We start from the raw sequence: 15,776 nt of genomic DNA on the forward strand, positions 1-15,776 counted from the left end.
CGGTCGCAGGTTCTGCGTCCAAGTGCCCATCGGCAGGGGAGAAACCGTGGGGCTTATCCCAAAAAGCCAGTCGCCTCTTATCGGCGTCGATATCAGCTCGACTGCAGTAAAGCTGTTGCAGCTATCCCGCAGCGGCAATCGTTTTCGCGTGGAACATTACGCCGTGGAACCACTTCCGCCGAATGCGGTGGTGGAGAAGAACATCGTGGAGGTCGAAGCGGTCGGGGAGGCCATTCGACGCGCCGTGAACCGCTCCGGAACCAAGGCTCGGCATGCCGCCGCCGCCGTGGCCGGCTCGGCCGTGATCACCAAGCTGATCCCGATGCCCGCCGATCTGGACGAGAACGACATGGAAGCCCAGGTCGAGCTCGAGGCGGTCAATTACATCCCGTACCCGATCGAGGAAGTGAACCTCGATTTCGAAGTGCTGGGTGCGATTCCGAACAATCCGGAAATGGTCCAAGTGCTGTTGGCCGCCTCGCGGTCGGAGAACGTCGAGCTGCGCCAGTCGGCGCTGGAGCTGGGCGGGCTGGTGGCGCGGGTGATGGACGTGGAGGCCTTCGCGGTCGAGAACGCCTTCGCCCTGGTCGCCAGCGAGCTGCCGGTGGCCAGTGATGGCGTGGTCGCGCTGGTGGACATCGGCGCCACCATGACCACCCTGAACGTCCTGCGCGGCGGGCGCAGCCTGTACAGCCGCGAACAGGTGTTCGGCGGCAAGCAGCTGACCGACGAAGTGATGCGCCGGTACGGGCTGACCTACGAAGAGGCCGGCCTGGCCAAGCGCCAGGGCGGACTGCCGGAAAGCTACGAGATGGAAGTGCTGGAGCCGTTCAAGGAGGCGACGGTCCAGCAGATCAGCCGCCTGCTGCAGTTCTTCTATGCGGGCAGCGAGTTCAACCGGGTCGACCACATCGTGCTCGCCGGCGGTTGCGCGGCCCTGACCGGCCTGCCGGACATGGTGGAAGAGCAGCTGGGCGTGGCTACCGTGGTGGCCAACCCGCTGGCACAGATGACGCTGGGCCCGAAGGTGCAGGCACACGCCCTGGCCCAGGATGCCCCGGCGCTGATGATCGCCACTGGTCTGGCCCTGAGGAGCTTTGACTGATGGCGCGCATCAATTTATTGCCCTGGCGCGCCGAGCGGCGCAAGCAACGCCAGCGCGACTTCTACGCCATGCTCGGTGCGGCCGCCATCGGCGGCCTGCTGCTGTCGCTGTTGATCTGGTTCTACTACGACCGCCAGGTCAGCGGACAGGGCGATCGCAACACCTTCCTGCAGGCCGAGATCGACAAGGTCAAGGAGCAGAACAAGGAGATCGAGCGCCTGGACCGCCAGAAGGATCGCCTGCTGGCGCGCAAGGCCGTGATCGAGGAACTGCAGGCCAAGCGCTCGCAGATGGTGCATCTGTTCGATGCGCTGGTGCGGACGATCCCCGACGGGGTGGTGCTGACCACGCTCAAGCAGGAGGGCGACGTGCTGACCCTGGAAGGTCGCACCCAGTCCAATGCGCGCGTCAGTGCCTACATGCGCAACCTGGAAAGCTCGGGCTGGATGACCAACCCGGAGCTGTCGATCATCGAAGCCAAGGCGCCGGACAAGGAAAAAACGTCCACTGCGACCGGCCCATTGCTGGACATCAAGTCCTTGCCGTACATGTTCGTGGTGAAGGTAAACCTGCCGGCGCAGAGCGACGCGGTCGCCGCCGATGGGAGCGTGATCGAGCCAGCCGCCGATCCCGCACCGCCGGGTACGCCCCCGGTGGCGCCGGTTGTCCCGCTGTCGCCGGCACCGTCGCCGGCCCCACCGGCCTCGCCCGACGCCGCCGATCCGGCCAAGCCCGCAGCCAGCCGGATCGTGCCGCCTGCATCTCCGCCGGCTCCTGCCAACGGGCAGGAGGGGAGCCAGCAATGAGCCAGAAGATCAATCTCAAAGAGCTGGACTTCAACAACATCGGCAACTGGCCGCAGCAGGCCAAGGTCGTGTTCTGCGTGCTGCTGGCGCTGTTCATCATGATCATGGCTTGGTTCCTGCTGATCAGCGGCAAGCGCGATGAGCTTTCGTCGCTGGTGAGCAAGGAAACCGAGCTGCGCGCCGAGTTCGAAAAGGAACAAGGTCGTGCGGTCAACCTGGAACCGCTCAAGCAGCAGCTGACCCAGATGGAGCAGGTGCTGCAGCAGATGCTGCGCCAGCTGCCCAGCAAGACCGAGATGCCGGACCTGATCATCGACATCTCGCAGACCGCGTTGTCCAGCGGCCTGTCCAACGAGCTGTTCCAGCCTGGTGCGGAGCAGCCCAAGGAGTTCTACGCCGAGAAGCCGATCGCCCTGCGCATGGTGGGCAGTTACCACCAGTTTGGTGCGTTCGTCAGTGGCGTCGCCTCGCTGCCGCGCGTGGTCATCCTGACCATGCACGACATCAACCTGAAGCCTAAGGATCCCAAGACCGGCATCACCGCCCGCAGCGGTGCGCTGGAGTTGTCCGGAACGGTCAAGACGTACCGTTACCTGGACGACGTGGAGATGGAGGCCCAGGAGAAGGCTGCCGCCGAGCAGGAAAAGGCCGCCAAGGGAGGTCGGAAATGAGCCGCCTGACCTCGACCGCACGGGTATCCGGCCTGTTCATGGTGCTGCTGCTGGCCGGTTGCGCCCGCGGTGTGACCAGCACCCCCGGCGACGCACCGAACCTGGAAAAGTGGGTGGCCGACGTGCGTGCACGTCCGGCACCGCCGCTCGAGCCGCTGCCGGTGATGCAGCAGTTCGAGACGTTTGAATATTCCGCGCAGGGGATGCGCGACCCGTTTACCGACGCCTGGACCAATCCGCAAGGGGGATCGGGGCTGCGTCCGGATCCGAACCGCCGCAAGGAGCCGCTGGAGGATTTCCCGCTGGACAGCCTGGACATGGTGGGTTCGATCGGCCGTGGGGGCGGACTCGTCGTGCTGGTGATGGCGCCGGACAAGGTCACCTATCGGGTGCGTCCGGGCGTCTATCTGGGGCAGAGCGACGGGCGGGTGACCGGGGTCTTCGAGGACCGGATTGAGCTGATTGAACTGGTGCCGGATGGCGCGGGTGGCTGGCTGGAACGGCCGGCAACGCTCGCGCTTGAAGATCAATGAATGATTATGGGGATAGCACGATGACCTTTTCCAACGCCCTGCGGCTGCGTTCCGTCCGGCGCCAGAAGTTGCTCCACCTGTGCGCGCTGGGAGTCGCGCTCATGGTGGCCAACGGCACGCTGATGGCGGCTACGCCCAGCGGCGCCGTGCCGAAACCGGTGGTCTCCACCGCCCCGGCGACCGCACCAGCCTCGCTGTCGGTGTCCAAGATCGATTTCAAGCGCGGTGACGATGGCGCCGGCCGGTTGATCCTGCAGTTCGACGGTCAGGGCGCCAGCCCGGACCTGCGCAGCCAGGGCAACAGCGTCGTCATCGACGTCGGTAACGCACGCCTGCCGGAGAACCTGCAGAAGCCGATCAACGTGACCGACTTCGCCACGCCGGTGCAGCGTATCGACGCCAAGCCGTCTGGTGGTGGCACTCAGTTGGTGCTCAGCACCAACACGGCCTTCGAGTCGCTGGCCTACCAGAGCGGCAACGAATACGTGGTCGAGATCAGCCCGCGGCAGGGCACCCCGGCGACCGGTGCGATTACGGCTACGACCGTGAGCCAGGCGGCGGCGTCCGTCGCCCAGCGCGGCTACAGCGGCAAGCCGGTGACCTTCAACTTCCAGGATGTGCCGGTACGCACCGTGCTGCAGCTGGTCGCCGAGGAATCCAACCTCAACGTGGTCGCGTCCGACAGTGTGCAGGGCAACGTGACCCTGCGCCTGATCAACGTGCCGTGGGACCAGGCGCTGGATATCGTGCTGCGGGCCAAAGGCCTGGACAAGCGCCGCGATGGCGGCGTGATCTGGGTCGCGCCGCAACCGGAGCTGGCCAAGTTCGAGCAGGACAAGGAAGACGCTCGCATCGCGATCGAGAACCGCGAGGATCTGGTCACCGACTACATCCAGATCAACTACCACAATGCCGCAGTGATCTTCAAAGCCCTGACCGAAGCCAAGGGCATCGGCGGCGGCAACGGGGGCAGCGGCGGCAATGGCGGTGGCAGCAACTCGCAGGAAGAAAGCGGGTTCCTGTCCTCGCGCGGCCGCATCGTGGCGGATGAGCGCACCAATACATTGATGATCAGCGACATCCCGAAGAAGATCGCGCGGATGCGTGAACTGATCAATGTGATCGATCGCCCGGTCGACCAGGTGCTGATCGAGAGCCGCATCGTAATCGCCACTGATACTTTCGCGCGCGAGCTTGGCGCAAAGTTCGGCATCAGTGGCAGCCGCGACAACGTGTACTTCAGCGGCGACCTGGGCCAGAACGGCAAGAACATCAACGATCGTGCGGACAAGGATTTCGCGTACCAGAAGGCGATCAACGACTGGGTGGCCGGTGGCCGCACCGGGTCGATCCCGGTCCGTGCGCCGTCCACGATCAACAGCGGGCTGAACTGGAACCTGCCGGTCGACGCGCTCAAGAGCCCCGGCTCGCTGGCGCTGTCGATCCTCAATGCCGGCTATCTGCTGGACGTCGAGCTGTCAGCGATGCAGGAAGAATCGCGCGGCGAAGTGATCTCCAACCCGCGCGTGGTGACCACCAACCAGCGCGAAGCGGTGATCAAGCAGGGTAAGGAAATCGGCTACGTCACCATCAGTGGTGGCGGTGCCGGCGGCGTGGCCCAGGCCAACGTGCAGTTCAAGGAAGTGGTGTTGGAGTTGAAGGTCACCCCGACCATCACCAACGACAACCGCGTGTTCCTGAACATGGCGGTCAAGAAGGACGAAGTGGAAAGCTACATCGTCCTCGATGGCTATGGCACCGTGCCCACCATCAACCGCCGTGAAGTGAACACTGCCGTGCTGGTCGATGATGGACAGACCGTTGTTATCGGCGGCGTGTATGAGTTCACCGACCGGAACAGCGTCAACAAGGTGCCGTTCCTGGGCGACGTGCCGTTCCTGGGCAATCTGTTCAAGAAGCGCAGCCGCAACAAGGACAAGGCCGAACTGCTGGTGTTCGTGACCCCCAAGGTGCTGCGCGTGTCCCGGAACGCCCCGGCCGTCAACTGACGGGCGCTGTATCGCAGTGAAGAAAGGGCCGCCCTGTGCGGCCCTTTCTGCGTTCAGCCAATCTTGATGTCGTAACCGCCACTGTCCTGCCATCATGGCGATGGAACCTCTGCCCACCGTGGAGGTCACATGGATGCCATGAATCTGCCGCCCCCCATGCCCGATACCCCGACGCCCGCTCCGGTGGAGCACGACCGCCTGCACGATGCCTTCCGCGCGCTGCGCGACGGCCTGTCATCCGAGATCGTCGGCCAGAGTGCGCTCGTCGAGCGCCTGCTGACCGCGCTGCTCGCCGATGGCCACCTGCTGGTGGAGGGCGCCCCCGGGCTGGCCAAGACCACCGCGATCCGCGCGCTGGCCGCCCGACTGGATGCGGATTTCTCGCGCGTGCAGTTCACCCCGGACCTGCTGCCGGCCGACCTGACCGGCACCGAGATCTGGCGCCCGCAGGAAGGGCGGTTCGAATTCGTGCCCGGCCCGATCTTCCATCCGATCCTGCTCGCCGACGAAATCAATCGTGCGCCGGCCAAGGTGCAGTCGGCCCTGCTCGAAGCCATGGGCGAGCGCCAGGTCACGGTGGGCCGCCATACCTATCCGCTGCCCTCGCTGTTCCTGGTGATGGCCACGCAGAATCCGATCGAGCAGGAAGGCACCTTCCCGCTGCCCGAAGCGCAGCTGGACCGTTTCCTGATGCATGTGCGGATCGGCTATCCCGATTCGGAGGCGGAAACCGAAATCCTGCGGCTGGCGCGCGAGCGCGCCCGTGAAGCGCTGTCCACCCCGGCTGCCGCGCCGGCGCGCATGCCGCTGAGCGATGTGTTCGCCGCCCGCAAGGCGGTCCTGTCGCTGCATGTCGCGCCGGCGCTGGAACGCTACCTCATCGAAATCGTGCTGGCCTCGCGCGATGCCGCGCGCTACGACCCGGCGCTGGCGCGGCGCATCGCCTGGGGCGCCAGCCCGCGTGGCTCGATCGCGCTGGAGCGCTGTGCGCGGGCGCGCGCCTGGCTGGCCGGGCGCGACTTCGTCACCCCGGAGGATGTGCGCAACGTCGCGCCCGATGTGCTGCGCCATCGCGTGCTGCCCAGCTATGAAGCCACCGCCGAAGGCTGGGATGGCGAACGCCTGGTCGCCGAGCTGCTGGCCCGCGTGCCGGCGCCCTGAGCGCGATGGACACCCCCGCGCAGAGCGCCACGCCGCTGGAGGGCGATGGCCTGCGGCCGAGTCTGGCCGAGCTGGTGGCGTTGCGCCGCAGTGCGCACCGCGCACCGCCGGCGCGGCGTGGCCGGCTGGGTCATGCCGGCAGTGCGCCGTCGCCCGCACGCGGACGCGGCATGGAGTACGCCGAGTCCCGGGATTACGTGCCCGGCGATGACGCGCGGCATATCGACTGGCGTGTGACAGCCCGCACCGGACGCGCACATACCAAGCTGTTCCAGGCCGAACGCGAGCGGCTGACGCTGCTGGTCGCCGATACCGATCCGGTGCTGTATTTCGGCACCCGGGTCCGCTTCAAATCCGTACAGGCCGCGCGCGTCGGCGCGGTGGCAGCGTGGCTGGCGCAGCGCCAGGGTGACCGCCTTGCGGCCGTGCGCGGCAGCACCCAGGAACCGCCGATCGCACCGGCCGGTGGCACCCGCGGCGTGTTGCGCGTGCTCGATGCGCTGACCCGCTGGTACGCCGAACCGCCCGCCGAGGATGCCGGGCTGGACCGCGCGCTGGAGCAGGCGGCACGGCTGCTGCGCCCCGGTGCGCGCGTGGTGGTGCTGGCCGATCCGGCGCGTGCCGCCACGATCGGCAGTGCGCGCTGGGCCGCGCTGGCCATGCACCACGAAGTGGTGGTGATGCTGCTGGTCGATCCCCTTGAACTGGCGCCCCCGGCCGACGCGCTGCCGTTTCTCTCGCAGGGCCGTCGCGTGCTGCTCGATCTGGGCAGCACTGCGGTGCGCGAGCACTGGCGCGAGCGGTTCGTGGCGCCGCTGGAGACGCTGCAGAACAGTCTGGCCGCGCGCCGCATCCAGGTGCATGTGGTGGCCACCGACGACGCCAGCGACAGCTGGTTGAGTCCGCTGCCGACCGCGGTGGTGGCATGAGCGCCGCCGCCTCGCTGCCGCTGCGCGATGTGCAGTTGCCGCCCTCACCGCCGTGGTGGCCGCCGGCGCCCGGGTGGTGGCTGGTGTTTGCGGCCCTAGCGCTGGTGGTGGCCGCGATCTGGGCCTGGCAGTGGCGTCGGCGGCGTACGCGCCAGCGGTGGCTGGCGTTGTTCGATGCCCAGGTGACCCAAGCCGGCTCGCCGGTCGCCGAGATCGCGGCGATCGCCGACCTGCTGCGCCGCGCGGCGCGCCAGCATCAACCCGGCGCCGAACGGCTGCAGGGCAGTGAATGGCTGGCCTTCCTGGATGAGAAGAACAGCCGCGCTTTCTCCGATGGCGATGGCGCGCTGCTGCTCGACGGCAGCTACCGCCCAAGTGCCGACGCCGAAGCGGTGCAGCGTCTGCGCGTCCTTGCACGCCGCCGTTATCTGTCGCTGCTCACGGAGCGGCGCCGATGATCGCGATCACCCTGCCGACGTGGTTGAGCTGGCTCGACAGCCTGGCCTGGCCGTGGATGCTGCTGGCGCTGCCATTGCCGATCCTGATGCGCTGGTGGCCGTCACGGCCCGGCGCGGGCGCCGCACTGCGCGTGCCCTACGCGGCCGATCAACTGCAGTCGCTGGGCGCTGCCGCGGGCGGTGCGGGCCCACGCCTGGGCCGCGCGCTGCTGTGGCTGGCGTGGGCCTGCCTGTGCGTGGCGGCTGCGCGACCGCAGCAGCTCGGTGACGCGGTGACACCGCCGCAGCAGGGCCGCCAGATGATGCTCGCGGTGGACGTGTCAGGCAGCATGAGCGAGGCGGACATGATGCTCGGCAACCAGGTGGTCGAGCGACTGACCGCGGCCAAGGCCGTGCTTGCCGACTTCCTTGATCGTCGCGTCGGTGATCGCGTCGGCCTGCTGATCTTCGGCGAGCGCGCCTACACGTTGACCCCGTTGACCGCCGACCTCACCAGCGTGCGCGATCAGCTGCGCGACAGCGTGGTCGGCCTGGCCGGGCGCGAGACCGCGATCGGCGACGCGATCGCGCTGGCGGTCAAGCGCCTGCGCGAACAACCCGAAGGCCAGCGCGTGCTGATCCTGCTGACCGACGGCGTCAGCAACGCCGGTGTGCTCGAACCGCTGCGTGCGGCCGAACTGGCCCAGGCCGAAGGGGTCCGCGTCTACACCGTGGCGTTTGGCGGCGACGGCGGCATCAGCCTGTTCGGCGTGCAGATCGCGCCCGGCGAAGATCCGGTCGACGAAGCCACGTTGAACAAGATCGCCGAGCTCACCGGCGGCCGCTCTTTCCGGGCGCGCAATACCGATGAGCTTGCCGGCATCTACGCCGAGCTGGAACGCCTGGAGCCGGTCAGGTCGGCCGGGCCGGCAGTGCGGCCGCGGATCGAGCGTTACGCAGTGCCGCTGGCGTTGGCACTGCTGCTGGCCGGACTGGCGTGGCTGTTGCCGAGGCGCTGGACATGACCGCAAGCTGGAACGCCCTGCATTTCATCCGTCCCGATGCGTTGTGGGCGCTGCTCGTGCTGCCGCTGCTGGTGGCGATCTGGTGGCTGCGCCGGCGTCGCGCCAATGTCTGGCGCCAGACGGTGGATGCGCATCTGCTGCGCCATCTCCTGGTAGGCCGCGACCGTCGCGCCTGGGGTGGGCTGCTCCTGTTGCTGCTGGGCACGGCCATCGCGATCGTGGCGCTGGCCGGCCCCTCATGGCGGCAAGTCGCACAGCCGTTGTGGCAGACGCCGTCGCCGCTGGTGGTCGCACTGGACCTGTCCTCGCGGGTCACCGCGACGGATCTGCCGCCGTCGCGCCTGCTGCAGGCACGCGCGAAGCTCGCCACGCTGCTGCGCGAGCGCCAGGGTGGCGAAGTCGCCCTGCTGGTGTACGCCGACGATGCCTATACCGTGGCGCCATTGACCGACGACATGGCCAATGTCGCGCTGTACCTGGATGCGTTGGCCCCCGATGTGATGCCCCGCGATGGCCAGCGCGCCGACCGCGCGCTGGAAACGGCAGTCAAGTTGCTGCAGCAGTCCGGCGCGCGCGGCGGCGACATCCTCCTGCTCACCGACCGCGCCGATGCCGATGCCGAACAGGCGGCAGCCGCGGCACGCGCGCAGGGCTTCGTGGTCTCCGTGCTCGGGCTGGGTACGCCGCAGGGCGCGGCCTATCGCAACCGCGAGGGTCAGATCGTCCCGGCGCGCCTGGAGGAGGGCTCGCTGCGCAGCGTCGCCAGCCGCGGTGGCGGTCGCTATGCGCGCGTGGCCAGCGATGACAAGGACCTCGCCGCGCTCGACGTGTTGACCCCGCGCGTCAGTGCCGATGACAGCCGTGAAGGGCAGGGCCGCACCTGGCGCGATGAAGGCTTCTGGCTGCTGCCGCCGCTGATGCTGCTGGCGCTGTTCGCGTTCCGTCGGCGCGGGGCCCTGGCGCTGCTGGTGATGATCGCAGCGCTGCCGATGGCGATGCCGATGCCGGCGCACGCCGCCGAAGGCACATGGTGGCAACGCGCCGACCAGCTCGATCAGCAACGCCTGTCCACCGGGGTGGATGCGTACCGCAAAGGCGATTTCAAGGCCGCGCAGCAGCAGTTCGAGGGCATCGATACCGATGCCGGCTGGTACAACCTGGGCAACGCGCTGGCGCGCCAGGGACAGTACGATGCCGCCATCGAGGCCTACGACCGCGCGCTCAAGAAGCACCCGGGCATGGCCGATGCGGTCGCCAATCGCGCGGCAGTCGATGCCGCCCGCAAGCGCAGACCGCCGCAGAACAACGACCAGAACAACGATCAGAAAGACGGGAAGCAACCGCCATCCGACACGTCCGACCCCGGCAAGAACCCGGGCCAGGGCCAGAGCGGTGACGCTGCGCCACCGCAGGACAAGAGCCAGCAGGGCCAGTCACCGCCGCCCACGTCCGGTGAGCCGAAGGACGGCCAGTCCAAGGACGGGAAGTCGCCGCCGCAGGCCGCCGACAGCCAGGCGCAGGCCGAGGCCGACGCCGCCCAGCGCGAACGCATGCAGCAGGCCATGCAGCGCCAGGGGCAGGGCGACGGCAACGACAAGGCGCAGGGCAAGGTCAGCGGCACGCCGCAGCAGCGCGAGCAGCAGCAGGCGGTCGAAGCCTGGATGCGCCGCGTGCCGGATGACCCGGGCAGCCTGCTGCGGGCCAAGTTCCAGCTGGAAAACGAACGCAGGAAACGGGAAGGGCGATGACACATTCCACGATACAGCGCTGGTTGCGCGCCGGGCTCGCCCTGCTGCTGTGCGCGAGCATGGCCGCGCACGCGCAGACCCGCGCGTGGCTCGACCGCGAGCAGATCACCGACGGCGACACGGTCACCCTCAACATCGAATCCGATGCCGGTGGCGGTGCACCGGACTACGCGCCGCTGCGGGCCGATTTCGACCTCAGCAGCCAGACCAGCAGCCGCCAGATGCAGTGGAGTAACGGCGCGACGACCTCGCGCGCGCTGTATGCCGTCGCACTCACCCCGAAGCGCGTCGGCACCCTGCAGATTCCGGCGCTGCAGGTCGGCAGCAGCCGGACCCAGCCGCTGACCCTGCAGGTCGGCGCCAGCACCGCGTCCGCGCCGGCGGCGGCCGCGGGCAATGCCGCCGTGTTCCTGGAAACCGAGGTCGACGATTCCTCGCCGTATGTGCAGCAGAGCGTCGGCGTGGTGGTGCGCCTGTTCTACGCCGCACAGCTGCTCAGTGGTGAATTGGTGCTCGATACGCCTGCCGGTGCGTCATTGCAGCGCGTCGGCGAAGACCGCACCCAGGTGCGCGAGGTCAACGGCCGCCGCTACAACGTGGTGGAGCGGCGCTTCCTGCTGATCCCCGAGCGCAGCGGTCCTCTGGCGCTGCCGGCGGCGCAGTTCAACGGGCGCAGCGCGGGCGGCTTCTTCGATGACATGTTCGGCGGCGATGGCCGCCTGCGCGCGGCCTCCGCGCCGCGCACCCTGCAGGTCCAGGCGCAACCGGCCTCGGCACCGCAACCGTGGCTGCCGCTGCATGGGCTGCGCCTGCGCTATACCGCTGCGCCCACCACCGGCCGTGCCGGTGAAGCGGCCACCGTGGTGGTGGAGGCCGTGGCCGAGGGCGCGACCAAGGCGCAGTTCCCGGAACTTCCAGTGCCCGACGTGGGCCCGGGCGCCCAGGTATTCGCCGAGCCGCCGCAGTTCGATGAAACCTTCAATGGCAGCACGCCGCAGCTCACGCTGACCCGTCGCTTCGCGATCGTGCCGCGCCAGACCGGGTCGCTGACCGTCCCGGGCCTGCGCATGGCGTGGTGGGACGTGGCGGCCGGCCAGGCGCGCACGGCCAGCCTGCCGGACCTGCGGCTGGCGATCACTGCCGGTGTGGCCGGCAGCGCCACGCCGACCCTGCCGGTGGACACCACCTCGGCGCTGCCGGGCGAACCGGCGGCCGCCTCCCCGGACCTGCAGCTGGCACCGACGCAGGCCGCAGCGCGCCCGTGGGGCTGGATCGCGCTGTCGGCCGGCCTGGCGGTGCTGTGGCTGCTGACCCTCGCCTGGGGCTGGCGCCGACGCGCTCGTCCGCGGGTCGTGCGGGGCGGCGAGGGCACGGCGTCCTTGGCTCCATCAGCGGGCACGTACACCCGCGCCGACCTGCGCCGGGCCATGGAAGCCGGTGGGTTCGACGAGATCATCGTCGTGCTGGCCGGGATGGGCGGTGTGCAGACCCTGGAGCAGGTGCTGGAGCGCCTCGACGACGCTCAACAGCGCGACACGTTGATCCGGATGCAGCAGGTCCGCTGGGGCGGGCAGGGCGGCGATGTCGGCGAGGCGCGGCAGGCGCTGCGGCGGGCCTTCCATGACGGACCGCACTGGCGGGCGTCTGCGGCCGCAACCGACAATGGTCTCGCGCCGTTGTACCCGCCTGCGCATTCATAAAAAGGCGTGTCGGTCAGGGCGGCCGGCTTTGCTAAGCTGATTTCATTTTTTCGAGGAACGCCGCTCCATGACTGAGGCCGCAACGACCCGGCAGAAACTGCCTTTGCACTGGAAAATGGGCATCGGCTTCATCATCGGCCTGGTCCTCGGGCTGACCGTCCATGCACTCGGTGGCAGCATCGACGGCCTGCATACCGGTGCCAAGTGGGTGATGGATTACATCACCACCCCGGCCTCGGGCCTGTTCCTCAATCTGATCTTCATGCTGATCGTGCCGCTGATCTTCTCGGCGCTGATCATGGGCGTGTCGGAGATGGGTGACATCCGCGCCCTCGGCCGCATCGGCTGGAAGACCCTGGCCTACACGATCCTGCTCTCCGGCATCGCCGTGGGCATCGGCCTGGTGCTGGTCAACGTGCTCAAGCCGGGCGTGGGCGTGGACCCGGTCGTGGCCGCGCAGATGCTCACCGAGAATGCCGAGCGCAGCAAGGAAATCGTCGCCGGCATCCATGGCGTGCCAAAGGGCATGGACATGCTGCTGTCGATCGTGCCGAGCAACGTGGTCGAGGCGGCCTCCAGCAACGGCGCGATCCTCTCGCTGATGTTCTTCGCGTTGATGTTCGGCATCGGCATGGTGCTGACCGATGAGGCGAAGGTCGCCCCGCTGCGTCGCGCCATCGAAGGCATCTTCGAAATCTCGATGACCCTGATCAACCTGGTCATCCGGCTGGCCCCGTACGCGGTGGCCTGCTTCATGTTCAACCTGGCGGCCCTGTTCGGCTTCGAGCTGATCATCCGCCTGGGCGCCTACGTGGGCGTGGTGGTGCTGGCGCTTGGGCTGCACATGGTGGTGACCTACGGCGTCGCCGTGTGGCTGTCCGGCCGTTCGCCGCTGGCGTTCTTCCGCGATACCCAGGAAGCCACCGTGATGGCCTTCTCGACCGCCTCCAGCAACGCCACCCTGCCGACCGCGCTGCGCGTGGCCGACCAGATGGGCCTGCCGCAGAAGGTGTCGCGCTTCGTGCTGACCGTGGGTGCGACCGCCAACCAGAACGGCACCGCGCTGTTCGAGGGCGTGACCGTGATCTTCCTGGCGCAGTTCTTCGGGGTGGACCTGAGCATCGGCCAGCAGATCATGGTGATGGCGGTCTGCATCCTGGGCGGCATCGGCACCGCCGGCGTGCCCTCCGGCTCGCTGCCGGTGGTGGCGATGATCTGCGCCATGGTCGGCGTGAATCCGCTGGGCATCGGCCTGATCCTGGGCGTGAACCACTTCCTGGACATGTGCCGTACCGCGCTGAACGTGACCGGCGATCTGGCCCTGACCACCCTGGTGGCCAAGGGCGAGGTGGACGAGGGCCCGGTCGTGGCCGCAGTGGCCCCGGCCTCGGCACCCGCTCCGGCCCCGCGCGACTGAGCCTGCGCAGGCCTGCGGGTTCCCGACGCCCCGCCTTGTGCGGGGCGTTGTCGTTAAGGGCCTGGCCTGTCTCCGGCCTGACCCCGCCGATCACCTGTGGGACAATGGGCTGCCCGCAGCTCCGCGGGAGCCTCCCGACTCCGACAGAACCATGACGCAGCCTACCCGCCGCCAGTTGGCCAATGCCATCCGCTTCCTCGCCGCTGATGCGGTCGAAACCGCCAAGTCCGGTCATCCCGGCATGCCGATGGGCATGGCCGACATCGCCGAAGTGCTCTGGAACGACTACCTCCGTCACAACCCGAAGAATCCGAAGTGGTTCAACCGCGACCGCTTCGTGCTGTCCAACGGCCACGGCTCGATGCTGCAGTACGCGCTGCTGCACCTGAGCGGCTACGACCTGCCGATCGAGCAGCTCAAGCAGTTCCGCCAGCTGGGCAGCAAGACCGCCGGCCATCCGGAACACCATGAAACCCCCGGCGTGGAGACGACCACCGGTCCGCTGGGTCAGGGTCTGGCCAATGCCGTGGGCTTCGCCCTGGCCGAGAAGCTGCTGGCACAGCGCTACAACCGCCCGGAACACGAGATCGTCGACCACCGCACCTGGGTGTTCCTGGGCGATGGCTGCCTGATGGAAGGCATCTCGCATGAAGCCGCCTCGCTGGCCGGCACCTGGGGCCTGTCCAAGCTGGTCTGCTTCTGGGACGACAACCACATCTCCATCGACGGCAACACCGATGGCTGGTTCACCGACAACACCCCCGAGCGTTTCGAGGCCTATGGCTGGAACGTGGTGCGCGGCGTCGATGGCCACGATCCGGAGAGCATCAAGTCCGCCATCGACAGCGCGCTGTCGCAGTTCGACAAGCCGACCCTGATCTGCTGCCGCACCACGATCGGTTTCGGCTCGCCGAACAAGGCCGGCAAGGAATCCAGCCACGGCGCCCCGCTGGGCAAGGACGAGCTGGAAGCGACCCGCAAGCAGCTGGGCTGGCCGTACGGCCCGTTCGAGATTCCGGAAGAGATCTACGCCGGCTGGCGTGCCGGCGGTACCGGCACCCTGCGCCAGGCCGAATGGGAGCAGCAGTTCGACAAGTACGCGGCGCAGTACCCGGCCGAAGCCGATGAGCTGATCCGTCGTTCGCACGGCGAGCTGCCGGCCGACTTCGTTGCCAAGGCCGATGCCTACATCGCCCAGGTCCAGGCCGACGGCCAGACCATCGCCTCGCGCAAGGCCTCGCAGCTGGCGATCGAAGCGTTCGCGCCGCTGCTGCCGGAACTGGTGGGCGGTTCGGCCGATCTGGCGCACTCCAACCTGACCCTGTGGAAGGCCAGCAAGTCGGTCGCCACCGACGACCCGAACGCCAACTACGTCTATTACGGCGTGCGCGAGTTCGGCATGACCGCGATCGCCAACGGCCTGGCCCTGCATGGCGGTTTCATCCCGTTCGACGCCACCTTCCTGGTATTCAGCGATTACGCCCGCAACGGCGTGCGCATGAGCGCGCTGATCCCGGCCCACGCGATCCACGTGTACACCCACGATTCGATCGGCCTCGGCGAAGACGGCCCGACCCACCAGCCGGTGGAGCACCTGGCCTCGCTGCGCTACATCCCGAACAACGATGTGTGGCGTCCGTGCGATGCGGTCGAATCGGCGGTCAGCTGGAAGTCGGCGCTCACCCGCAAGGACGGTCCGAGCTGCCTGGTGTTCAGCCGCCAGAACCTGCCGCACCAGCCGCGCAGCACCGAGCAGGTCGCCCAGATCGCGCGCGGTGGCTACGTGCTGGCCGACGCCGAAGGCGGCGTGCCGGACGTGATCCTGATCGGCACCGGTTCGGAAGTGGGCCTGGCCGTGACCGCCAAGGCGGAACTGGATGCCGCCGGCATCAAGACCCGCGTGGTGTCGATGCCGTCGACCGACGTGTTCGAGCGCCAGGATGCGGCGTACCGCGAGTCCGTGCTGCCCAACGCCGTGCGCAACCGCGTGGCCGTGGAAGCCGGCGTCACCGGTTTCTGGCGCCAGTACGTCGGCCTGGACGGTGCGGTGGTGGGTATCGACACCTTCGGTGCCTCGGCACCGGCGGAGGCGCTGTACAAGCACTTCGGCATCACCGCCGAGCACGTCGTGGCCGCGGCCAAGGCGCAGCTGGCGAACTGATCGCGGCGCCGGGCTCAGCCCGGCCGCTGCAACACGAAAGGCCGGGGATATCCCCGGCCTTTTCGTTTGTTGAG

General features: G+C 68.2%; 13 protein-coding genes. All 13 read left to right on the top strand.

Going from position 1 to position 15,776, the window contains the following annotated elements; all coding sequences use genetic code 11:
- Positions 1-46 precede the first annotated feature (46 nt).
- The 13 genes from HH110_RS03470 (at position 47) to tkt (ending at position 15,702) form a co-directional block, all read left to right on the top strand.
- Positions 47-1,105: a pilus assembly protein PilM gene (locus tag HH110_RS03470; protein WP_019183880.1), complete on the top strand. Its 1,059-nt coding sequence runs from the start codon at positions 47-49 to the stop codon at positions 1,103-1,105.
- Complete coding sequence (locus tag HH110_RS03475) at positions 1,105-1,911, top strand: PilN domain-containing protein (protein ID WP_176988335.1); 807 nt, start codon at positions 1,105-1,107, stop codon at positions 1,909-1,911. Before HH110_RS03470 ends, HH110_RS03475 begins: the two co-directional genes overlap by 1 nt.
- On the top strand, positions 1,908-2,582 hold the full coding sequence (locus tag HH110_RS03480) for a type 4a pilus biogenesis protein PilO (RefSeq protein WP_176988336.1): 675 nt from the start codon (positions 1,908-1,910) through the stop codon (positions 2,580-2,582). The genes HH110_RS03475 and HH110_RS03480 overlap by 4 nt, the downstream gene beginning before the upstream one ends.
- Positions 2,579-3,115, top strand: coding sequence for a pilus assembly protein PilP (locus HH110_RS03485; RefSeq protein WP_176988337.1), 537 nt, complete (start codon positions 2,579-2,581; stop codon positions 3,113-3,115). Before HH110_RS03480 ends, HH110_RS03485 begins: the two co-directional genes overlap by 4 nt.
- A 20-nt stretch (positions 3,116-3,135) precedes the next feature.
- A complete protein-coding gene (locus HH110_RS03490; RefSeq protein WP_176988338.1) occupies positions 3,136-5,124 on the top strand; it encodes a type IV pilus secretin PilQ in 1,989 nt (662 codons plus the stop codon).
- Between the two features lie 138 nt (positions 5,125-5,262).
- The gene (locus HH110_RS03495; protein ID WP_176988339.1) at positions 5,263-6,285 is read left to right on the top strand and encodes a MoxR family ATPase; all 1,023 of its coding nucleotides are present in this window, start codon (positions 5,263-5,265) and stop codon (positions 6,283-6,285) included.
- Between the two features lie 5 nt (positions 6,286-6,290).
- Positions 6,291-7,214, top strand: a complete 924-nt coding sequence (locus HH110_RS03500; protein WP_176988340.1) for a DUF58 domain-containing protein — start codon at positions 6,291-6,293, stop codon at positions 7,212-7,214.
- Positions 7,211-7,672: a DUF4381 family protein gene (locus HH110_RS03505; RefSeq protein ID WP_176988341.1), complete on the top strand. Its 462-nt coding sequence runs from the start codon at positions 7,211-7,213 to the stop codon at positions 7,670-7,672. The genes HH110_RS03500 and HH110_RS03505 overlap by 4 nt, the downstream gene beginning before the upstream one ends.
- Complete coding sequence (locus tag HH110_RS03510; RefSeq protein ID WP_176988342.1) at positions 7,669-8,676, top strand: VWA domain-containing protein; 1,008 nt, start codon at positions 7,669-7,671, stop codon at positions 8,674-8,676. The genes HH110_RS03505 and HH110_RS03510 overlap by 4 nt, the downstream gene beginning before the upstream one ends.
- Positions 8,673-10,424 carry a VWA domain-containing protein gene (locus tag HH110_RS03515; RefSeq protein WP_176988494.1) on the top strand — a complete coding sequence of 584 codons (1,752 nt, stop codon included), beginning with the start codon at positions 8,673-8,675 and terminating at the stop codon, positions 10,422-10,424. Before HH110_RS03510 ends, HH110_RS03515 begins: the two co-directional genes overlap by 4 nt.
- Positions 10,421-12,124: a BatD family protein gene (locus HH110_RS03520; protein ID WP_176988343.1), complete on the top strand. Its 1,704-nt coding sequence runs from the start codon at positions 10,421-10,423 to the stop codon at positions 12,122-12,124. Before HH110_RS03515 ends, HH110_RS03520 begins: the two co-directional genes overlap by 4 nt.
- A 67-nt stretch (positions 12,125-12,191) precedes the next feature.
- The gene (locus tag HH110_RS03525; protein WP_176988344.1) at positions 12,192-13,541 is read left to right on the top strand and encodes a dicarboxylate/amino acid:cation symporter; all 1,350 of its coding nucleotides are present in this window, start codon (positions 12,192-12,194) and stop codon (positions 13,539-13,541) included.
- A gap of 151 nt (positions 13,542-13,692) precedes the next feature.
- Complete coding sequence (gene tkt / locus HH110_RS03530; RefSeq protein ID WP_176988345.1) at positions 13,693-15,702, top strand: transketolase; 2,010 nt, start codon at positions 13,693-13,695, stop codon at positions 15,700-15,702.
- The last annotated feature ends 74 nt before the right edge of the window (positions 15,703-15,776 follow it).

It is taken from the genome of Stenotrophomonas sp. SAM-B (assembly GCF_013387485.1).
GTDB classification, from domain to species: Bacteria; Pseudomonadota; Gammaproteobacteria; order Xanthomonadales; family Xanthomonadaceae; genus Stenotrophomonas; species Stenotrophomonas maltophilia_AA.